At 65.3% G+C, this 20,249-nt stretch carries 19 protein-coding genes, 1 tRNA gene and 5 pseudogenes; 8 read left to right on the top strand and 17 right to left on the bottom strand.

All coding sequences use genetic code 11. The annotated features are described in order from the left end of the window. Positions 1–341: 341 nt before the first annotated feature. Positions 342–1,520, bottom strand: coding sequence for a PPE family protein (locus FQ389_RS15305; protein WP_144209163.1), 1,179 nt, complete (start codon positions 1,518–1,520; stop codon positions 342–344). 167 nt (positions 1,521–1,687) lie between these two features. Next, a complete protein-coding gene (locus tag FQ389_RS15310) occupies positions 1,688–3,070 on the bottom strand; it encodes a glycine--tRNA ligase (protein ID WP_144209166.1) in 1,383 nt (460 codons plus the stop codon). 176 nt (positions 3,071–3,246) lie between these two features. Between FQ389_RS15310 and FQ389_RS15315 the strand changes: the two genes are divergently transcribed. Further along, entirely contained in the window at positions 3,247–3,651 is a 405-nt protein-coding gene (locus FQ389_RS15315; protein ID WP_144209168.1) for an ArsR/SmtB family transcription factor, read from the top strand. Further along, entirely contained in the window at positions 3,648–4,148 is a 501-nt protein-coding gene (locus FQ389_RS15320) for a transcriptional repressor (RefSeq protein WP_144209171.1), read from the top strand. The genes FQ389_RS15315 and FQ389_RS15320 overlap by 4 nt, the downstream gene beginning before the upstream one ends. On the opposite strand, the gene FQ389_RS15325 is transcribed toward FQ389_RS15320, so the two are convergent. The 3 genes from FQ389_RS15325 to recO are packed head-to-tail and all read right to left on the bottom strand — an operon-like array spanning position 4,046 to position 6,157. Continuing rightward, a complete protein-coding gene (locus FQ389_RS15325) occupies positions 4,046–4,474 on the bottom strand; it encodes a hypothetical protein (protein WP_144209174.1) in 429 nt (142 codons plus the stop codon). The genes FQ389_RS15320 and FQ389_RS15325 overlap by 103 nt on opposite strands. Further along, positions 4,474–5,343, bottom strand: coding sequence for a decaprenyl diphosphate synthase (locus tag FQ389_RS15330; protein WP_407662916.1), 870 nt, complete (start codon positions 5,341–5,343; stop codon positions 4,474–4,476). The genes FQ389_RS15325 and FQ389_RS15330 overlap by 1 nt, the downstream gene beginning before the upstream one ends. A gap of 16 nt (positions 5,344–5,359) precedes the next feature. Then, complete coding sequence (recO, locus tag FQ389_RS15335; protein WP_144209180.1) at positions 5,360–6,157, bottom strand: DNA repair protein RecO; 798 nt, start codon at positions 6,155–6,157, stop codon at positions 5,360–5,362. 62 nt (positions 6,158–6,219) lie between these two features. On the opposite strand from recO, the gene FQ389_RS15340 reads away from it, so the two are divergent. The 3 genes and pseudogenes from FQ389_RS15340 to FQ389_RS15355 all read left to right on the top strand — a co-directional run bounded on the left by FQ389_RS15340 (position 6,220) and on the right by FQ389_RS15355 (position 8,845). Further along, positions 6,220–7,707, top strand: a complete 1,488-nt coding sequence (locus FQ389_RS15340; protein ID WP_144209183.1) for an amidase — start codon at positions 6,220–6,222, stop codon at positions 7,705–7,707. Between the two features lie 498 nt (positions 7,708–8,205). Further along, positions 8,206–8,529, top strand: a pseudogene (locus FQ389_RS15350) (manganese catalase family protein); the annotation flags it as partial. Further along, a complete protein-coding gene (locus tag FQ389_RS15355; protein WP_144209204.1) occupies positions 8,510–8,845 on the top strand; it encodes a ferritin family protein in 336 nt (111 codons plus the stop codon). The pseudogene FQ389_RS15350 and the gene FQ389_RS15355, both read left to right, overlap by 20 nt. Positions 8,846–8,856: 11 nt before the next feature. Here FQ389_RS15355 and FQ389_RS22790 read toward each other — a convergent pair. From FQ389_RS22790 to FQ389_RS15400, 12 genes and pseudogenes are all read right to left on the bottom strand, one after another. Then, positions 8,857–9,525, bottom strand: a pseudogene (locus FQ389_RS22790) (salicylate synthase); the annotation flags it as partial. A gap of 178 nt (positions 9,526–9,703) precedes the next feature. Further along, positions 9,704–9,892 (bottom strand): hypothetical protein, encoded by a 189-nt coding sequence (locus FQ389_RS22795; protein WP_407662912.1) that lies wholly within the window; start codon positions 9,890–9,892, stop codon positions 9,704–9,706. Between the two features lie 818 nt (positions 9,893–10,710). Further along, a pseudogene (locus FQ389_RS20665) lies at positions 10,711–10,814 on the bottom strand (hypothetical protein); the annotation flags it as partial. A gap of 326 nt (positions 10,815–11,140) precedes the next feature. After that, positions 11,141–11,214 (bottom strand) — tRNA-Pro (locus FQ389_RS15365). Between the two features lie 87 nt (positions 11,215–11,301). Further along, positions 11,302–11,758, bottom strand: a pseudogene (locus tag FQ389_RS20670) (IclR family transcriptional regulator); the annotation flags it as partial. 114 nt (positions 11,759–11,872) lie between these two features. Then, positions 11,873–12,082: pseudogene (locus tag FQ389_RS22800) on the bottom strand (SDR family oxidoreductase); the annotation flags it as partial. 503 nt (positions 12,083–12,585) lie between these two features. Further along, entirely contained in the window at positions 12,586–13,986 is a 1,401-nt protein-coding gene (gene der, locus FQ389_RS15375) for a ribosome biogenesis GTPase Der (protein ID WP_144209186.1), read from the bottom strand. Next, positions 13,983–14,669, bottom strand: a complete 687-nt coding sequence (cmk, locus tag FQ389_RS15380) for a (d)CMP kinase (protein ID WP_144209189.1) — start codon at positions 14,667–14,669, stop codon at positions 13,983–13,985. Before cmk ends, der begins: the two co-directional genes overlap by 4 nt. After that, positions 14,666–15,409, bottom strand: coding sequence for a pseudouridine synthase (locus tag FQ389_RS15385; RefSeq protein WP_144209192.1), 744 nt, complete (start codon positions 15,407–15,409; stop codon positions 14,666–14,668). Before FQ389_RS15385 ends, cmk begins: the two co-directional genes overlap by 4 nt. Further along, positions 15,409–16,038, bottom strand: a complete 630-nt coding sequence (gene scpB / locus FQ389_RS15390) for an SMC-Scp complex subunit ScpB (RefSeq protein ID WP_260860830.1) — start codon at positions 16,036–16,038, stop codon at positions 15,409–15,411. Before scpB ends, FQ389_RS15385 begins: the two co-directional genes overlap by 1 nt. 121 nt (positions 16,039–16,159) lie before the next feature. Beyond that, a complete protein-coding gene (locus FQ389_RS15395; RefSeq protein WP_144209198.1) occupies positions 16,160–16,975 on the bottom strand; it encodes a segregation/condensation protein A in 816 nt (271 codons plus the stop codon). Next, positions 16,972–17,835 carry a ParA family protein gene (locus FQ389_RS15400; RefSeq protein WP_144209201.1) on the bottom strand — a complete coding sequence of 288 codons (864 nt, stop codon included), beginning with the start codon at positions 17,833–17,835 and terminating at the stop codon, positions 16,972–16,974. Before FQ389_RS15400 ends, FQ389_RS15395 begins: the two co-directional genes overlap by 4 nt. A gap of 426 nt (positions 17,836–18,261) precedes the next feature. On the opposite strand from FQ389_RS15400, the gene FQ389_RS22805 reads away from it, so the two are divergent. The 3 genes from FQ389_RS22805 to FQ389_RS22815 are packed head-to-tail and all read left to right on the top strand — an operon-like array spanning position 18,262 to position 19,465. Beyond that, complete coding sequence (locus FQ389_RS22805; protein ID WP_407662913.1) at positions 18,262–18,810, top strand: MFS transporter; 549 nt, start codon at positions 18,262–18,264, stop codon at positions 18,808–18,810. Between the two features lie 27 nt (positions 18,811–18,837). Next, a complete protein-coding gene (locus FQ389_RS22810) occupies positions 18,838–19,209 on the top strand; it encodes a hypothetical protein (RefSeq protein WP_407662914.1) in 372 nt (123 codons plus the stop codon). Between the two features lie 31 nt (positions 19,210–19,240). Then, positions 19,241–19,465 (top strand): hypothetical protein, encoded by a 225-nt coding sequence (locus tag FQ389_RS22815; RefSeq protein ID WP_407662915.1) that lies wholly within the window; start codon positions 19,241–19,243, stop codon positions 19,463–19,465. Positions 19,466–20,249: the final 784 nt, after the last annotated feature.

The following is a 20,249-nucleotide window of genomic DNA, read 5'->3' on the forward strand; positions in this document are numbered from 1 at the left end:
CCCGGCCGCACACGCACACAACACCCCTCGCCCCACAACAGACTGGACGCACAAGCCCACGGCCGCCGCCGAGGCCCGTGCGCCGCGCCGCGGTCCTCCCGCCGCGGACGCGCTCCGTTCGACGACTCGACACCGTTTCCGGCGATTGCCACCCGGTTGGTCCGCGGCTGAGATGCTTGCCCAGCGCAATTCATTTGCAAGTAATGATTTTCACGGAAATCCGTACTAAAAAGTTTGATTAAGCGTTTAACCGATAACCATGCGTCGGAAACTTGGTGAGAGATATGATGTTTCATGGAACAGCCATTCGGTTGGCCGCGCCGCAATTTGCGGCGGTCCGCTCACGCACCCTTGCGCGGCACCACCTTGGGCCGGGACTGCACCACATGGGGCGGACTGGCCCCGGCGCGGCCCACCATCCCGGTCGGCTTGTCGTCGCCGGCTGCCGTGCGCGCCGGCATTGGCACCCCACTGGTGGGCACCCCACTGGTGGACGAGGTCGACGTCACCGATCCCGGCGCCGCCATCGCCGCGCCGACGATCGGCGTCGGTGCCGATCCCTGCCACATCGGCGGCACCGATATCGCGCCCACCAGTCGTGACCGGCCCAGGCTGGCCGAAATCGACGAACTCAGTCCTCCGTCCCCGACCATCACCCGCATGGCCGGGGCGGTCTGACTGACATATTGCGACGCAGAGCCAGCGGCGGCCGGATCGATCGCGCCGTCCAGCGTCGTGACCGGCGCCGTGCCTTGTGCCAGCGTCATCACCGGCATCAGGGCGGTCGTCGAGTACACCCCGATCTGGGCCACCGACATCAATGACGACACCGGTGCCGACGACACGATCGACCCCACCTGCGTCAACGCGGACTGGATCGCGCGGACGGCCGACGAGAACCCAGGCCCGAAGATCTGGCTGCCCACCGACGACACCGCCCCGGCGAATTGCGATGCCAAACTACTCAGTGGCGTCGTCAGCAGACCCGCCAGGCTCGACGGCGCCGCGCTGATCGACGGCAACGCCGACACGACCGATTGCGCACCGGCGTGGTAGCCGAACATTGCCAGCACGTCCTGAAGCCACATTTCGATGTATTCGAATTCGGTGGCCGCAATGGCCGCCGTGTTCTGGCCGAGGAAGTTCGTCGCGATCAACGTCATCAACTGGACGCGATTCGCGGCCACCGCCGCGGGCGGCACCGTCGCCGCGAAGGCCGACTCGTACGACATCGCCGCCGCCCGGGCCTGGACGGCCGAAATCGAGGCGTGTGTAGCGGCCGAGTGCAGCCACTGCAGATACGGCTCGGCAGCCTGAGCCATCGACTCCGACGACGGGCCGGCCCATTGCCCGTTCGTCACGCCCGAGATCACCGAGTCGAAGGACGACGCCGAAGCCCACATGTCGGCGGCCAGGCCATCCCACGCCGCGGCCGCGGCCAGCAGCGGCCCTGACCCGGCACCGCCGTACATCAGGGCCGAATTGACCTCCGGCGGGAAAAACGCAAAATCCAGAACCATCCGCTACCTCGACACGCCCAGCCGTTGCTACGGCCTCAGCACTGCACCCCGACAGTCACTCCAGCGACTGGACACCGCCTATAAGACTAAAGCCGAATAGTAGGGCAGCACTACTCCAAAATTCGCGCGTTTGTCCCAGCAGCAAACCCGCAGGTCGGCTAGCAGCCCTAGAGCCGGACCGCCAGGTAGTCGGCGACGGCGTCCATCGACACCCGCTCCTGGGTCATGGCGTCGCGGTCGCGCACCGTGACGGCGTTGTCCAGCAGGGAGTCGAAGTCGACGGTCACGCAGAACGGTGTTCCGACCTCGTCCTGGCGCCGATAACGGCGCCCGATCGCGCCGGCGTCGTCGAACTCGATGTTCCAGGACTTGCGCAACTCGGCGGCCAAGTCGCGGGCCTTGGGACTCAAATCGGCGTGCCGGGACAACGGCAGCACCGCGGCCTTGACGGGGGCCAGCCGCGGATCTAGGCGCAGCACCGTGCGTTTGTCGACCCCGCCCTTGGCGTCCGGAGCTTCGTCCTCGGCGTAGGCGTCGATCAGAAACGCCATGAACGATCGGGTCAGGCCGGCCGCGGGTTCGATGACGTACGGCGTGTACCTGGTGTCATCGGCCTGATCGTAGAACGACAGGTCCACTCCGGAATGCTTTGCGTGCGTTGACAAGTCAAAGTCGGTGCGGTTGGCGACGCCTTCCAGCTCGCCCCAGGGATTGCCCTGGAAGCCGAACTTGTACTCGATGTCGACGGTGCGGTCCGAGTAGTGCGACAGCTTGTCATTCGGGTGTTCGTACAAGCGCAGGTTCGCCGGATCGATACCGAGGTCGATGTACCACTGCCGGCGGGTGTCGATCCAGTACTGGTGCCATTCCTTGGCTGTCGACGGCTCGACGAAGAACTCCATCTCCATCTGCTCGAACTCGCGGGTCCGGAAGATGAAGTTGCCAGGCGTGATCTCGTTGCGGAAGCTCTTGCCGATTTGGCCGATCCCGAATGGCGGCCTACGGCGCGCCGTGGTGACCACGTTGGCGAAGTTGATGAAGATGCCCTGCGCGGTCTCGGGCCGCAGGTAATGCAGCCCCTCCTCGGTCTCGATCGGGCCGAGGTAGGTCTTGAGCATCATGTTGAATTCGCGCGGCTCGGTCCACCGGCCGGGCTCACCGGTTTCCGGGTCGCGGATGTCGACCAGCCCGTTGGGCGGCGGATGCCCATGCTTGGCCTCGTAGGCCTCGATCAGATGGTCGGCGCGGTAGCGCTTGTGCGTGATCAGCGACTCGACCAGCGGATCGTGGAACACCTCGACGTGGCCCGAGGCTACCCACACCTGGCGCGGCAGGATGATCGACGAGTCGAGTCCCACGACGTCCTCGCGGCCGGTGACCACCGCCCGCCACCACTGCCCTTTGATGTTTTCCTTGAGTTCCACACCCAGCGGGCCGTAGTCCCACGCGGACTTGGTGCCGCCGTAGATCTCTCCGGAAGGGAACACGAATCCGCGCCGTTTGGCCAAGTTGACGACGGTGTCGATGACGGACGCCACGGCGTGGTCCACTCCCTTTCCCCGATGACTGCGATGCATGGGCGGCACTGGCCGCCCGCTAAACCTCAGCAATGGTATCGACCTGGCCGCGGTCTTTGACATGCGTCATCGTGCATGTGACAGTGGGAGTCAGCCCCTATAGATGGGCATTCCAACGTCCCGGCACTTCTCGAGGTGATGGCACCCCCATGGCGATGTCCTCCCCCACGCCCACGGCCGCGCACGGCCCAGCGTCCGATCTGGGTTCCCATCGCCCGGCCGAGGGGGATGAACACTCCCCGTTCGCCGAGTATCCGGTCCCACCGCCGCGGGAGATCCTCGACGCTGCCGGCGAGTTGTTGCGTGCCCTGGCCGCACCCGTCCGGATCGCCATCGTGCTGCAGCTGCGCGAATCGCAGCGTTGTGTGCACGAGCTGGTCGACGCGCTGGGCGTCCCGCAGCCGCTGGTCAGTCAGCATTTGAAGATTCTCAAGGCGGCGGGCGTGGTGGCCGGCGAACGCTCCGGGCGTGAGGTGCTGTATCGGCTCGCAGATCACCACCTGGCGCACATCGTCGTCGACGCCGTGGCCCACGCCAGCGAGGACGCGATGTGACCGAACCCAGTGTCCGTTCCACTCGCCAGCGGGCCGCGATCTCCACGCTGCTGGAAACGCTCACGATTTCCGCTCGGCCCAGGAGCTGCACGACGGACCTGCACCGCCGCGGCGAGAACATCGGGCTGACCACCGTCTACCGGACGCTGCAATCGATGGCGTCGTCGGGAACGGTGGACACGTTGCGCACTGACACCGGCGAATCGGTGTACCGCAGATGCTCGGACCACCATCACCACCACCTGGTGTGCCGCAGTTGCGGGTCGACCATCGAAGTGGGCGACCTCGAGGTCGAGAAGTGGGCCGCGCAGGTGGCCGCCAAGCACGGCTACTCCGACGTCAGCCACACCATCGAGATCTTCAACACCTGCCCCGAGCTACCGCGGCTGCCCGCTCAGGCCTGCAATATCCGCCGGATCTCGGCGCCCGTATCGAGCACCAGCAGGATCAGCGTACGCAACGCGTCATCGGCCAGCGCCGCGCCCGGGAAGTTGTAGCGCAGCATCACGTCCGCGGTCTTAGCCGCGCCCTTGCCGGAGTTGCGCTGGGCGGCCTCGTCGCTGACCTTCTCCACCAGGGTCACGTTGCCGAAGTTGCTGCTGCGGGCCTGCCTGGCAACCTCCTCGCCGAGCTTCTGGGTCAGCGGCAGGTCCCACACCAGCACCTGGGTCAGCGACACCAGGTCCAGGCCCTCGGCAATGTTGACCACCCGCAAGGAGGCGAAGGTGCCGCCGTGGTGCACGGTCAGTCCGCCGTCGGGTTCGTCCTCGACGTGTAGGACGTCGCGCAGAATCGAGCCCAGGCGTTCTTGCAGGGATGGCATCAGGCACTCCCGAACCGTCGGTTGCGGTCCGCGTATTCCACGCACGCCGCCCACAGGTCGCGACGGTCGTAGTCGGGCCACAGCTTGTCTTGGAAGATGTACTCGGCGTAGGCCGCCTGCCACAGCATGAAATTGCTGGACCGCTGCTCCCCCGAGGTACGCAAAAATAAGTCCACATCCGGAATGTCGGGCCGTTGCAGATGCTGGGCCACCGTCGTCTCGGTGATGCGCTCCGGGTTCAACCGCCCGGCCGCGGCCAACCGCGCGATTTCCCTTGCGGAATCCGCGATTTCAGCGCGTCCGCCGTAGTTGACGCAGTAATTCACGGTGATGACGTCGTTGTCCTTGGACATCTCCTCTGCGATCGCCAACTCGTTGATCACGCTGCGCCACAGCCGCGGTCGTGAACCCACCCATCGGATCTTCACCCCGATCGCGTTGAGGTTCACCCGGCGCATGCGCACCACGTCACGGTTGAAGCCCATCAAGAAGCGCACTTCCTCGGGAGATCGCTTCCAGTTCTCGGTGGAGAACGCATACAGGCTGAGCCACTTGATCCCGATTTCAATTGCGCCGCAGACAATGTCGACGACGACCGCCTCGCCCGCCTTATGGCCGTCGGTACGGGCGAGGCCCTGCCGGGTGGCCCAGCGGCCGTTGCCGTCCATCACAATGGCGACGTGGTTCGGCAATCGGTCGGCTGGGATCCGGGGCGGTACCGCTTTCGAAACGTGCTGCGGTGGCCGGCTCGGGCCGCCGTCGAGTGAAGGCGGCAGTTGCGGGAACACTACCGGCCAGCTCGACTTGTCCGGAAACGTCGGATAGTCGTCGGGCGCGGGGGGCAGTTGTGGGAAGCCGGTGGACTTCAGGTTGCGCTCGTGGTTCCTAGCCACAGGCCTCATCCTGCCCGATCAGCGCGGCGTGCCGATCGGCGATGGTCCGGTCTGGCCGATACGTGCGCTCCACCAGCGGCAGCGTCTTGAGCTGACGTTCCAAATGCCATTGCAGGTGGGCGGCCACCAGCCCGCTGACGTGACTGCGGTGCGATTGCGGCGTCGCTTCGGCGGCCTCCCAGTCGCCGTCGTGCAGCGCGGACATCAGTTCCAGCACGCCCAACGGCGGCGTCGTCGAACCCGCCGGCCGGCAATGCGTGCAGACACTGCCCCCGGCGGCGATGTGAAACGCCCGATGCGGGCCGGGTGTGGCGCAGCGGGCACATTCGGTCAGCGCCGGCGCCCAGCCGGCGATGCCCATGGCACGCAGCAGGTAGGCGTCCAGGAGCAGGTCCCGGGGTCGGCGACCGTCGGCCACCGCCCGCAACGCGCTCACCGTGAGCCGGTGCAACGCCGGGGCGGGCGCCCGCTCCTCCCCGGCGAGGCGTTCGGCAGTTTCCAGCATTGCGCAGCCGCAGGTGTAGCGGCCGTAGTCGCTGACGATGTCGGTGGCGAACGCGTCGATCGAAACGACCTGGGTGACGATGTCGAGATTGCGGCCCGGGTGCAGCTGCACATCGATGTGCGCGAACGGCTCCAGCCGCGCGCCGAATTTGCTGTGGGTGCGACACACACCCTTGGCCACCGCGCGAACCAGACCGTGGTCACGGGTCAGCAGGGTCACGATCCGGTCGGCCTCGCCGAGCTTGTGCTGGCGCAGCACTACCGCTCGGTCTCGATACAGCCGCATCTCAATAGTTTTGCACCCCGCCGCGACATCGCGGGTATCCGCGCCGGATAGTCTCGTACCCCATGATCGGCGCTCCTGGACCCGCTTCTGGGTCCCCGTCCGGGTCCGCTTGCGGGTCCCGCGGCCGGCGCCTGCCCACGCTCACCGACCTGCTCTATCAGTTGGCCAGCCGGTCGGTGACCTCCGACACGCTGGTGCGGCGTTCGCTGCGCGCGATCGACGCCAGCCAGTCGACGCTGAACGCGTTTCGGGTGGTCCTCACCGAATCGGCGCTGGCCGACGCGGCCGAGGCGGACCGGCAACGGGCCGCCGGTGACACGGCGCCGTTGCTGGGCGTGCCGATCGCGGTCAAGGACGACGTCGACATCGCCGGGGTGCCGACCGCGTTCGGAACCGACGGCTACGTCCCGCCCGCCACCCACGATTCCGAGGTGGTTCGCCGCCTCAAAGCCGCCGGCGCCGTGATCGTCGGCAAGACCAACACCTGCGAACTCGGCCAGTGGCCGTTCACCAGCGGCCCGGGCTTCGGGCACACCCGCAACCCGTGGTCACGCCGGCACACCCCGGGCGGGTCGTCGGGCGGAAGCGCGGCCGCGGTGGCCGCCGGCTTGGTCACCGCGGCGATCGGCTCCGACGGCGCCGGCAGCATCCGTATCCCGGCCGCGTGGACACACCTGGTCGGCATCAAGCCTCAGCGGGGGCGTATCTCCACCTGGCCGCTGCCCGAATCGTTCAACGGGATCACCGTCAACGGTGTGCTGGCCCGGACGGTGGCCGACGCCGCGCTGGTGCTCGATGCGGCATCCGGCAACGTCGAGGGCGACCGGCATCAGCCGCCGCCGATCAAGGCGTCCGACTATGTGAGCATCGCGCCCGGGCCGCTCAACATCGCCCTGTCGACCCGTTTCCCGTATACTTTCTTTCGGGCCAAACTGCACCCGGAAATCCTGGCCGCGACCCGCGCCGTCGGCAACCAACTCCAGCTGCTCGGCCACAACGTCGTCAACGGCAACCCGGACTACGGCGTGCGGTTGGCGTGGGACTTTCTCGCCAGATCGACTGCGGGCCTGCAGGAGTGGGAGGAACGCCTCGGCGACGGCGTGGTCCTGGACCCCCGCACCCTGTCCAATCTGCGGCTGGGCCATGTGCTGGGACAAGCCGTGCTGCGCAATGCCCGGCGGCACGAGAAGGCGCTGCAGCGCCGTGTGGGATCGATCTTCGACATCGTCGACGTGGTGGTCGCGCCGACGACCGCGCAACCACCGCCGCTGGCGCGTTCGTTCGTCCGGCTCAGCGGCCTGGCCACCGACCGCGCCATGATCAAGGCTTGCCCGGTAGCCTGGCCGTGGAATCTCCTGGGCTGGCCATCGATCAACGTCCCGGCCGGGTTCACCGCAGAGGGCTTGCCGATCGGCGTGCAGCTGATGGGACCGGAGAACAGCGAACCCATGCTGATATCGCTGGCCGCCGAATTGGAGGCCGTCTGCGGCTGGGCGAGCAAGCAGCCGACGGTGTGGTGGGAGCCGGAGCTCGGCTCACCACGCAGCTGAGGCTGGCGGCCGAGGCCGGCTAGCGGTGAAACGATGGGATTTACAACGACTTTCACGCTGTCTGGCAGGACGTGAGTAGTGGCCCCCAAAACCTGGTACAGTGTTAAGTTGCCCTGAAATTTCGCGTCGCCCCACATCAACGCCTTGAACCCTTGGCGGACGACCTGCGCGGGACCGCCGTTGGGCATCAGCGCGGTGACGGTGATTGCCGTGTCACGCAATTCGTCGTGCAAGGCCTCGGCGAACGACTGGACGAACGACTTCTGCTTCGCCAGCCCGAGGCCGATCCCGCTGGACGCACCGGTGACCAGAGCCAGTTTCGCTCGCGCCACATCCGGGGCCTACCTCACCGCGGGTGCCCGCAAACGATCGCTGTCGGCACCCGCAGCACCACGTTTGGCGCCAGATAGGCCGGGTACCGCTGACCGAGCTAACCGTCGCCGACAGCCCAGGAGGCACACACCAATGTTTACGCTCAACAAGGATCTGCAATTCTAGGTGCGAGTCACCGAGCCCGATCCGCGGTTCGCCTCGCTGCTCATGGAACAGTTCGGCGGCGCCGACGGTGAGCTCACCGCGGCACTGCAGTACTTCACCTAGGCCTTTGTGCTGCGGCAGAAAAACCCGAAAATGTATGACCTGTTTATGGATATCGCGGCCGAAGAGCTCAGCCATCTGGAAATGGTGGGCTCCATGATCACCATGCTGCTCGACGGCCTCAACGACGATTTGAAGATCGCCAACCAGCGCTGCGACTGGATGCCCGCGGTGGCCAGCACCGACGGACCCGACAGCATCATCCATCAGGTCGCCATCAACCCTGCAGCACGATCGCGAGGTCTACGCCGAGGGCATGGTCTACCACTACGAGGCGCGCGACCACGATGCGCAGCTGGATCCCGCCTGGGTCGAGACGCTCAACCGCGTCTACCTGCCGGCGCGTTACGCGTTTCACGTTCTGCAGATCACCAGCCTCTACGTCGGGCAGCTGGCGCCGAGCGCGTACATCACCAACGCGACGTTCTTCCAGGCCGCCGACGAGCTCAGGGCGCTGCGGTGGATCGCCTACCGGGCCGAGTCGCTGTCCCTGACGCACGGCACGCATCTGGCCAATACCGAAGCGACGAGGCGTATTTAGGAGTCCGACAAGACGTGGCAGCCGGCCCGGGACGTCAGCGCCGCATCCAGCGCGCCGTCGGCCGAAACCACCACCGCACCCGAATTACAGCCCACGGGGTGCTTCGTCGAGGGCGCAGGATCGCCTCGACGCCGTCACATTTCGGAATGCCCGACGCGGTGACCGCCGGGAAGAGCGCCTCCAGCGCGTCCATTCGGTCGCTGGACGGACCCAACCGCCCGCTGACCGTGGAGCCAAGGCGCTGCACACTCCCCCGCTCCCGTACGGTCATGAAATCGGTCACCGCGGCCGTTCCGGGCTCGGCGATCTCAGTCATCTCCTGCAATGAGCTGCGCACCGAAATAGCGTTCTCGACAATCTCTTTCGAGTTCGATTCCAGGTCATCACGAGCTTTGCGGTCATTGGCAGCGCCGCGCCCGAGCGCCCGGGTGCCGGCCAACGGCTCGGGAATCACCTCCCCGTCCCGACGGACGGCGGTGACGAGTTCGGGGCTGTAGCGCGGATGCCGCCCAGCCGCAGCAAGAAAGACCGCACCGGTGTGTTGTGCCGACGTCCCAGCCGGTAGGTGGACGGAAAGTCCAGTGCGAAGGGCACTTCCACCGAATGGGAGAGGACCACTTTTTGCACGTGCCGGCGGTGATCTCGTTGACGGCTGCGACGACCCGGCCCCGGTAGTCGGATTCATCGCTGGTGATATCGATATTTGGCGGGCTGCGCGCAACGTGGGCACCCCGTCGCGAAGGACTTCGAGCACGGCTTCGCGGTGGCTCTCGGCGGCATCGCGCAACGAAACTCCCTGCCGCGTCACCACGATTCGGGACCGGAGTCAGAACAGTCGTGCCAACGGGGCACCCGGCGTCAATCGCTGTCCCAATCCATAGCGGTAGACCCCGAATTCGAACGCATCCAGCCGTAGAGTTGCTCGGTCTCCAACAACAGGCAATCGATGGCCTTGCCCAGCACCGACTCCGGTCGGCCGGACCATCGCTGCCGCTTGGTCACCCCGTAGCGGATGACCCGCAGCTCGTCGCTGTCCAGTGCGACCATCGCATGCGCACCCACTGCCCAGCACCCACTCGCCGGCGTTCTCGTAAATCAGGTACTCCTCGCTGAGTCGCTCCGGCAAAGCCGTAGCAAGCGCGGCGGCCAGGTCGATTTGGCTAATGGGATCGAATGATTTGCAGGTCGCTCTCGATGAATTGGGAGCCACGGCCGTCCGATGGCAGACGCTCAGGGCCTAACTCGTTGAGCCGGCACCGCCGCTCCCGCAGACTTTTGAACGCACCACGGCGGCGTTGAACAATCTCAACGCCGCCATTGGCGCTGCCACCACGTAGATGATCGCGCGTTCTCAGGCGACTGCTGGCGGGTTGCTTGATATTGCCGGTGGCTATACCAGCCGCGGGTCATCGGAGGTACTGCGGTTACACCCGAAGCATTGGGTGCAGGTGCTATTCCCGGCGCCATCGGTGGCGGTGTTCTCGGATTCGTCGGCGGCTTCGCGACGGGGTTACTTGAAGCACCCGTCAAGGCCGGGATTAAGGGCGCAATTGCCCAGGCGGGAGCACGTGTACATCGCACTCTATTGTAGCGCTAGCCATTTCGGCGCTCATCGACGACGCATTGAAGGTCCTGACGAAATTGGTCTTTCACAGCACGTCGATCTGGATGCCAATCTCCTTCTACATCCTCTTGTACACGAGATTGCTGGCGCTGATCGTCGTCGACGTGCACCGTATTTCCGTTAAATCGACTGATGCACACGGTAATTGAAGTAGCAATGCTGCAAGCGGCGCAGTACCAGTTGGCCTGGGGCCGCTGTCTATCGCGACTTTGAGCGCTTCGCGGACAACCCTCGACGACACTATGTAACCCATCAGCACGGCGAGGCCTCCAGTACTGATCAGTCCAGCATCGTGCCGTGCGTGCACGCATTCAGCACGAACAGGGCAAGGAACAACACGGCCATCGCTGTGTAGAAGCAACGCCCATATGCGGATTGCGTTGTCACCCGAGCGTCTCCTAAAACTGGGTTGGCATCGGCAGCACGTCTTTCGATGCGCCGCAGTTTAAGGCCGCTCCACCAAAGCCGGTAGTCGCCTAGCCCACCGGCCGCACCGAATATCGTGGTCGGAGGCTGAGGTGTCCGGGCAGTGACGAACGGAGCCAGGGTGGGTGGGTTTGCTAACCACCCGCGGACGATCTCTAGCGGCCAGGCGGGGCTGAGTCATCTCGGCGCTGCACGCCCTAAACCATGGGTTCAGGGCTATTCCGATGTCGTGCGAGACCACACTGTCGGGCTGACAGGATTTGAACCTGCGACCACTTGACCCCCAGTCAAGTGCGCTACCAAACTGCGCCACAGCCCGTGCGCCGGTGCATCGACCGGCAGCAGGTCGAAAGCCTACCGCAGCCCGACTGGGGAACCGCCATGGGCTCGCTGACCAGCGAGTCTCTCAGTCGTTCGCCCGGAACCAGGCCTCGACGGTCCCGACCCACGCCCGCAGCGCCTCGGCGAGCTCGGCTTAGCGCCGGTAGAACCGCTGCGAAGGAACCGGCACGCTGACAGCGACCTGCTCGTCGCCGATGCCCCGCAGCACGGCGCCCACCGCGCAGATGCCCTCGCTCTGCTCTTCGCGGTCGTAGGCGATGCCCTCGACTTCGACGCGGTCCAGCTCCTTGCGCAACGCCGCCGGCGTCGTGATGGTTTTGGCGGTGAGCTTGGCGAGCCGGCTGGGCAGCGCCCGGGACTGCTCCTCCGGCGCCAGGCTGGTCAACAGGGCCTTGCCGTTGGCGCAGCAGCGCAGCGGAAACCTCCCCGATCGCGCTGATGGCCCGCAGCCGATGCGGCGAGACGACCTGATCGACGAATGTCGCACGGTCCCCGCCCAGGACCGACAGGTCGGGGCATTCACCCGAATTCCGTGCGGGCCCCACTCGGCCACCAATGATTTGGCCAACAGGTCGGGCCGCCTTGGACGGGCAGCACGCGCTGTAGCCGGCCGGATGCCCAAGTGTCCCCCGCACCGGGGACACCAGCACAACGCTGCCGCCCTCGCGTTGCCGCAGCAGCACCCGCCCCGCCGCCTGACATATCAGCCAGGCACCGCGCGCGTTGGCCCTCATGACGCCGTCGAAGTCGTCGACGGTCATCTCGGTGATCGGCGAGACGTGGTTCATGCCCGAGGCGACCAGAACTCCGTCGAGTCGGCTGTGTTGCGCCACGGCTGCATCCACGATCGCCTCGGCGTCGGCCGCAGATTAGGGGCGACGGATCACCACCGCCACATCGCGGCGGCCGGTCTCGTCGACAAGCTGAGCTAGGCGATCGGTATTGCCGCCGGACAGCGTCAGCCGCAACCCGTCCTGGGCCAGCGCTCGACGGCCACACTGCCCTGCGCGCCGGTCGCGTCGGTGATCACTATCGACTTGTCCTGCACGCTGAACCGCTCCCCGCCCATTGCGCCTCCAGTTCGCGCAATACGGCTAAAACACCCCGCTATACAGGGGAAGCTACGGCGTAACGAACACGAATGTCAATCTAGATTCCTACAATAATGTCAATCTAGATTCCTACAATAATGTCAATCTAGGTTCCTACAATGCAGCAGTTGCATACCGTATCGCAGGATTTTCTTCGACGCATCGAATGTGCGCCGACGGCGGGAAAAGGAGTCGAATGTGCGCCCTGCGGCCAAGCTCAACGCCGGGAAGGCACACGCAACGCCCGAGAAGCACGCTCAGCGGCGCTTGCTCGACCGCTTCTCGCGCACCCGCACGTTGATCCGGATCGGGCTGCCCTCGAAATCGAACGTCTCCCGCAGCCGTCGTTCCAGAAAACGCCGATAGCCGGCCTCCAGGAAGCCGGTGCTGAACAGCACGAACGTCGGCGGCCGCGCGGTCGCCTGGGTAGCGAACAGAATGCGGGGTTGCTTGCCCCCGCGCACCGGCGGCGGCGTGGCGGCCACGACCTCCTTGAGCCAGGAGTTCAGCTGCCAGGTCGGTATGCGGGCGTCCCACGACGCCAGCGACGTTTCCATCGCCGGCACGAGCTTCTGCACGGCGCGCCCGGTCTTGGCGGAGATGTTGACCCGCGGTGCCCACTGCAGCTGCACCAGGTCCAGATCGATCTCGCGGTCCAGCAGCTCGTGGCGGTCCTCGTCGACCAGATCCCACTTATTGAAAGCCAACACCAGGGCGCGCCCGGCCTTGATCACCATCGAGAGCACCCGCTGGTCCTGCTCGGTCAGCGGTTGTGAGGCGTCGATCAGCACGACCACCACCTCGGTGGAGTCGATGGCCGAGTGCGTGCGCACCGACGCGTAGAACTCGTGACCGCTGGCCTGCCCGACCTTGCGGCGCAAGCCCGCGGTGTCGACGAAACGCCATACCTTGCCGCCCAATTCGATCAGCGAGTCCACCGGATCGACCGTGGTGCCGGCGACATCGTGCACCACCGACCGCTGATCGCCGGCCAGCTTGTTCAGCAGCGAGCTCTTGCCGACGTTGGGTTTGCCGACCAGCGCCACCCGCCGGGGACCGCCGGGCGCCAGCGCCGCCTCGGACACCTCGGGCAGCACCGCCAGCACCTCGTCGAGCAGATCGGCCACGCCCCGCCCATGCACCGCGCTGACCGCGTGCGGTTCGCCCAACCCCAGCGACCACAATTCCGCCGCGTCCGCCTCGACCTTCTCGCTGTCAACCTTGTTGGCGGCCAGGAAAACTGGCTTACCGGAGCGCAGCAGGATGCGGGCGGTGGCCTCGTCGGCGGTGGTGGCCCCGACTGTGGCGTCGACGACCAAGATGATCGCGTCGGCGGTCCGCATCGCCACCGACGCCTGCTCGGCCACCAGTTGTTGCAGACCCTTGGCGTCGGGCTCCCATCCCCCGGTGTCCTGCACGACGAAGCGGCGGCCGGTCCACAGCGCGTCGTAGGAGACCCGGTCCCGGGTCACCCCGGGCACGTCCTGGACCACGGCTTCACGCCGCCCCAGGATCCGGTTGACCAGCGTCGACTTGCCCACGTTCGGCCGTCCAACAATCGCCACCACCGGTGCCGGGCCGGCCTTCTCAAACTCTTCCGAGTCGAAACCGACCGATTCCCAGTCGCTTTCGTCGGACCAGGTGCCGTCCTGGGTCACCGCACTGCCTCACTTCGTTGTTTGACCAACTCCAGCAGATGGTCGATGGCCTCGGCCTCGGTCATGTCGCTGGTGTCGACGATCACCGCGTCGGCCTCCGGGCGCAACGGCGACACCGTGCGGGTGGAATCCAGGTTATCGCGGCGGCGCACGTCGGCCAGCACACCGGCGTAATCATCGGCCAGGCCGGCCGCCACGTTCTGATCGTTGCGGCGCCGGGCACGCGTTTCGGCCGACGCGGTCAAGAAGATCTTCACCGGAGCGTCAGGCAAAACTACGGTCCCGATATCGCGGCCCTCGACGACAACACTGCCCGACCCTTGCGCCATCTCGCGCTGCAGGGCGACCAGCCGGGTGCGCACGGCCGGCACCGACGACACCGCGGACACCGCACCGGTCACCCGTTCGCCGCGGATCTCCGCAGAGATATCTTCTCCAGCAAGGAAGTATCGATCGCCGTCGGGATGGCAGACCACCGACATCTGCACCGTCTCCACTATCCGGGCAACCGCTTCGGCGTCGGCGGGTTCGACGCCGGCGCGCAGCACCGCCAGCGTCACCATCCGGTACATGCCCCCGGTGTCCAGGTAGCGTGCGCCCAGCGCCCGTGCTAAACCCTTTGACACCGACGACTTTCCGGTCCCCGCGGGGCCGTCGATCGCCACCACGACGCGCCGGCTCACAATCCCACCGCTTTGTACAGTTGGCCCACTTCGTCCTGGAGCAAGGCCCGGATGCTACCCGGGCGCTGCTTACCCAGCGACACCGCACCGATGTCGGTGCGGACCAGCGCCTCCACCGGGAAGCCCACCGCGGCCAGCATGCGGCGCACAATACGATTACGTCCTTCGTGTAACGTCAAGCGCACCAATGTCTTTTCCGGTATCGCGTCGACGACCGCGAAGTCATCGACGCGCGCCGGGCCGTCCTCCAGCTCGATACCGGCCCGCAACTTCTTGCCCACCCCGCGGGGCACCGTCGCGGTGACCGTGGCCAGATACGTCTTCGGCACTTCATGCGACGGATGCATCAGCCGGTGTGCCAGTTCGCCGTCGTTGGTCAGCAGGATCAGTCCCTCGGTGTCCGCATCCAGCCGGCCCACATGGAACAGCTTCTTGTTGCCCCGCACCTTGCGCTCGATCAGATCGCCGATGCACGGCCGGCCCCGATCGTCGGACATCGTGGAATGCATGCCGCGCGGCTTGTTCAACGCCAGATACACCTGCGAATCGTCGACGACGATGCGGGCGCCGTCGACGCGAATCACCGAGGCATCGAGGTCCACACGGGTGCCCAGCTCGGTCACGACCCGCCCGTCCACCTCGACGCGGCCGTCGAGAATCAGCTTCTCGGCGGCCCGGCGTGACGCGATTCCGGCCTGGGACAACACTTTTTGCAGTCGGATGCCCTGATCTTCGACCATTAATCCTGGTCCACGTCGAAGGTCAGCGACTGCTCGGGCGATGCGCCGCAGGACAGTTTGATGAAACGCGGCTCGCTGTTCAGGGATTCGCTCAGGTCCTCGATCATGTCGACGTCGGGCAGCAGCGGCGCGATGTCGGGCAGGTCGGCCAACGACGTCAACCCCAGGCGCTCCAAGAACAATTCGGTAGTGGCGAAGGTGGCCGCACCGCTGTCCTCGTCGATGCCGGTCTCGGTGATCAGACCCCGCGCCAGCAGGGTACGCATCACGGCATCAACGTTGACACCGCGCACTGCGCTGACCCGCGCGCGGGTCACCGGCTGGCGGTAGGCCACCACGGCCAACGTTTCCAGTGCCGCCCGGGTCAGTTTGGACCGCGCGCCGTCCAACAACAGTTTCTCGACGTACGGCGCGAACCGGGCGCGGGTGTACATCCGCCAGCCCTCGCCGGTCTTGCGCAGATCGATGCCGCTGTCGCGTTCGGTCAGTTGATCCGACATCGCCTGCAGCTTGGCCGCGATCCGGTAGACGGGTTGCTGGGTGGCCGCGGCCAGCGCCTCGTCGGTGACCGGGGTGTCGACCACCAACAGCAGCGCTTCCAACACCGACTCGAGTTCCCCGGGATCCATCGGCGCCGCTTCGGCGATGTCCGGGATCCCGCCGTCAAGGTCGACGTCAGCTTCGTCGTGAGTGCTCAAGCGCCGCTCCTCCCCATCGCTGCGCTCTGCGTCGTCGCTAGCGGTACTCATCTCATTCGTCCCGCACTTCCGCCAGCGCCTCGGCGGTCGGGCGCTCCCCGGTCCACGAAATTTGGAGCACACCAAGCGGTTCCGATTGGTCGAATGCTACCTCCCGCGACCGATACAACTCGAGCAGCGCCAGGAACCGTCCCACCACCTCCATCGGCTTCTCGCAATCGACGACCAGCTCGGAAAACGTCGCCCATTGGCCCTGGCCCCGGGCCTCGAGCATCGACAGCAAGTGCCGCGCCTGCTCGGGCACCGAAACCTGCAGTTCATGCAGGTGGCCGGTGGACACCGTCGGCACCAGCCGCGGCGTGAAGGCGACCGCGGCGATCTGGGCGAACCGCTCAGCGTCGACCCCAAGCATCACCTCCGGCAGCAGTCGGGTGAACCGCTCCTCCAGCGACACCGCCCGCGGGTAACTGCGCAGCGCCGCGGCTTCCAGCTCGGCGAACATCTCGGCAACATGCTTAAACGCCCGGTACTGCAGCAGCCGGGCGAACAGCAGGTCGCGCACCTCGAGCAGGGCGAGATCCTCTTCGTCATCGACCTGCCCGGCCGGCAGCAGCCGCGTCGCCTTGAGGTCCAGCAGCGTCGCAGCCACCACCAGGAACGCGGTGGTCTCCTCCAGATCCAGCTGCGCGCCGATCTCGCGGGTGTAGGCGATGAAATCGTTGGTGACCTGATGCAGCGCAACCGCGGTCACGTCGAGCCGATGTGCGAAGATCAGCTGCAACAGCAGGTCGAACGGCCCCTCGAAGTTGGTCAGGCGGACTTGAAAGCCGTTCTGCGGTGGCGCCTCACCATTCGCCGTGTCGGTCACGCGCCGAATCGGTCGATGAACTCGCGGGCCAGGGCTCGATAGGCGATGGCGCCCATCGACTTCGGCGCCCAGGTGGTGATGGGCTCACCCGCCACGCTGGTTTCCGGGAAACGCACGGTCCGGGTGATCACTGTGTCGAACACCAGATCACCGAACCGCTCCACGACCCGGCTCATCACCTCGCGGGCGTTGACCGTGCGCGGGTCGTACCGGGTCAGCAGGATGCCGCTGATCTCCAGCTTCGGGTTGAGCCGGTCGCGCACCTTGTCGACGGTGTCGGTCAGCAGCGCCAGGCCACGCAGCGAGAAGAACTCGCACTCCGTCGGGATGACGACGCCGTCCGCGCAGGCCAACCCGTTGACGGTGAGCAGACCCAGCGACGGCTGGCAGTCGATCAAGACGTAGTCGTAGCGGTCCAGCACCGGATGCAGCGCCCGGCCCAGGGTTTGCTCCCGGCCGACCTCGTTGACCAGCTGGATTTCGGCCGCCGACAGGTCGATGTTGCTGGGCACCAGGTCCAGGAACTTGATGCGGGTGGACAGCAGCACGTCGTCGATCGACACCCGCGGTTCCACCAGCACGTTGTAGATGGTCTTTTCCAGGTCGTAGTGCGGGACGCCAAGGCCGGCGGACAGCGCACCCTGTGGGTCCATGTCCACCAGTAGCACCCGCCGGCCGTACTCGGCGAGCGCGGCGCCCAGGTTGATCGTCGAAGTCGTCTTGCCGACGCCACCCTTCTGGTTGCACATCGCCACCACTTTGGCCGGGCCGTGGGAGGTGCGCGGCTCAGGCTCCGGGATCGCCCGCGGTGGGCGTCCGGTGAGGCCGATCTCGACGCTGCCGTCAGGCTGGTCGATCATACCCGGTAGCGACTTGTGGGACGGGCGTCAAGGTGCACATCGCAGGAAAGTCTAGCGGTTAACTGCGCTTGGCCCACTAGACCCGCAGGCAAATCAACCTGCCAATATTCTTTTGGAGTCGTCCGGTCGGCAGCGCGCCGCGGTCAGGCTGATTCGGGGGAACCTCAGGTCGGTAACGGTGACGGTTGCCGACGAGAGCAGTAGGTGGCCTCCTCTGGATGCAACGACAACATCGGTACGGCCGCTGCGCAGGGAGCCGACGACGATTCCCGAGAGCACGGCAAGCGGGGCGAAGCCTAGATGCTTTGCTTCCCGACTCCCACGCGGGTCGAGCCGGGTTTGGTTTTCGCGGCGGGAACCACTTCACTCATCGAACCTACAAATGGCCTTTTAGCACGCGCTGGATTCCCTGGTTAGCACGGATCTGTGCTGGACATATGCGATGCTGGGTTATGGAGTACGGCGCTGCTGATCCCCCCACCACCACAAGCACCCGATCAACTCGACACGCCAGGCTGCTGCGCATTGCCGGCGTGTGTGCTGGGCACGATGATGGCAATTGTTGACACCACCGTCGCACAACACATTCGTCACCGCGTCGATACCACCCACGCCGTTGTCGCCTGGACGATCACCGGCTACACGCTCGCCATGGTCGCGGTGATTCCGCTGGCCAGGTGGACCGTCAACCGATTCGGTATCAAGCGACTGTTCATGGGTTCACTCGCCGCGTTCACACTGGGCTCCCTGTTAAGCGCACTGGCATCAAACATCACGCTGCTCATCACCTTTCGAGTGGTGCAGGGGTTAGGCGGGGGCATGCTGATGCCGCTGGTCCTCACCATCCTGACGCGCGAGGCAAGTTCGAACCGGCTGGGCCGGGTACTGGCGGTGCTGGGCATCCCGATGCTGCTCGGCCCGATCTTCGGGCCCGTGCTGGGCGGGTGGCTCATCGACAGCTACGGCTGGGAATAGATCTTTTGGACCCACCTGCCGATCGGTGTGATCGCCTTCGTTCTCGCGGCGATCGCGTTTCCACAAGATCATTCGGCACCGTCGGAAACGTTCGACCTGGTCGGCATGCTGCTGTTGTCCCCTGGTTTGGCGACGTTCTTGTACGGCGTGTCGGTCACCCTCGGCCGCGGCACGATCGCGGATCAACAGGTGTGGATACTGGTCGCCATTGGCGCGGTATTGATCGCCGGGTTCACTTTTCATGCGCTGTACCACGCGGATCATCCGTTGATCGACCTGCGGCTGCTACAGAACAAAGTGGTCAAGTTGACCAATGCGGCGATGTTCTTGTTCGCTGCTTCGTTTTTGGTGCGGGGTTGCTTTTCCCGAGCTACTTTCAGCAGTCCAGTTCAACCGTAGCGAAAACATCTCCGCGGCAACGAAAATCGCCATGCTCAAAGAGGAATCCGCCCGCCACGGGGTGCCGATTGACCCTGCGACGATGCCCCGGAAGGCCCTTGATCCGGACTTTCCCGACAACCTGCTGCACGATCTTTCCTACGCCTACACCGTGGTATTTCTAGCGGCCGTCGTACTGGTGGCACTGGACTTCATACTCGTGATGTTCTTGCCGAAGCGGCAGGCGGAACCGCTTGGCCGTCAGGACACTTCTTGATAGGTGGCGCTCTCAATCACCGGCGCCGCTTGCGGTGGAACCGCCAAGCTCTGCCAGTGGCACCTCGGCATAGCTTCGCCAGTACCAACTTCCGTATGACAGGTCGGTATTGCATACGAGACCGTGCCGAAAAGCATCCATGCAGCCGGCAGGATCCAATTTGTCAGTCGTGGGTTTGGCCCGAATGTCAATCTTCAGGCCGGCCTAAAACTGCAGCAGCACCAGCAACAACGGTGCAAATGGATTTCGTACATTGCATTCCGGCCTAAAACGCTCCAGCAAGCAGCTCACCGGCGGGCTCTGTCGAGTACGCGTATAGCGTATAGGACGTGAGCCACATCATGCGAAACAATGAACTCACCGGTGATATCTTTCTCGCCCGGAAATCTGAGATTGTTGCGAACGTAGTGCGCCCAGTGTTCGCGTCCAAGTGATCCCGATTCGAGGAAGCCTAGCTTCTGGTAGGACGTCGCGGCGCGGGGTCGGTCGAAATTCCAAAATAGCCGGGGACATGTTGTCCCAAAAGCCTTTCAGAATCTGAATTCGAGACGTGCCGTAACTACTCACGAGCTTTGCCCTGATGCGCATCGCGCCGATGAATTCCCGCCCGCGAGCAATGTCAAGCAGGTCATCCAGGAACCATTTATAGCAATCAAGGGGTCTGTTGCACGGATGGGTGACAACCGAGATCGCTTGCCCAGGGTGGGCGGGCTGGAAGGATGTCACCATGGCAAGCCCTATCCCAAGGAGTTGTGCGACGACGTTGTGCGGGTAGCCCGCAACC

The organism is Mycobacterium tilburgii (assembly GCF_902168065.1).
GTDB classification, from domain to species: domain Bacteria; phylum Actinomycetota; class Actinomycetes; order Mycobacteriales; family Mycobacteriaceae; genus Mycobacterium; species Mycobacterium tilburgii.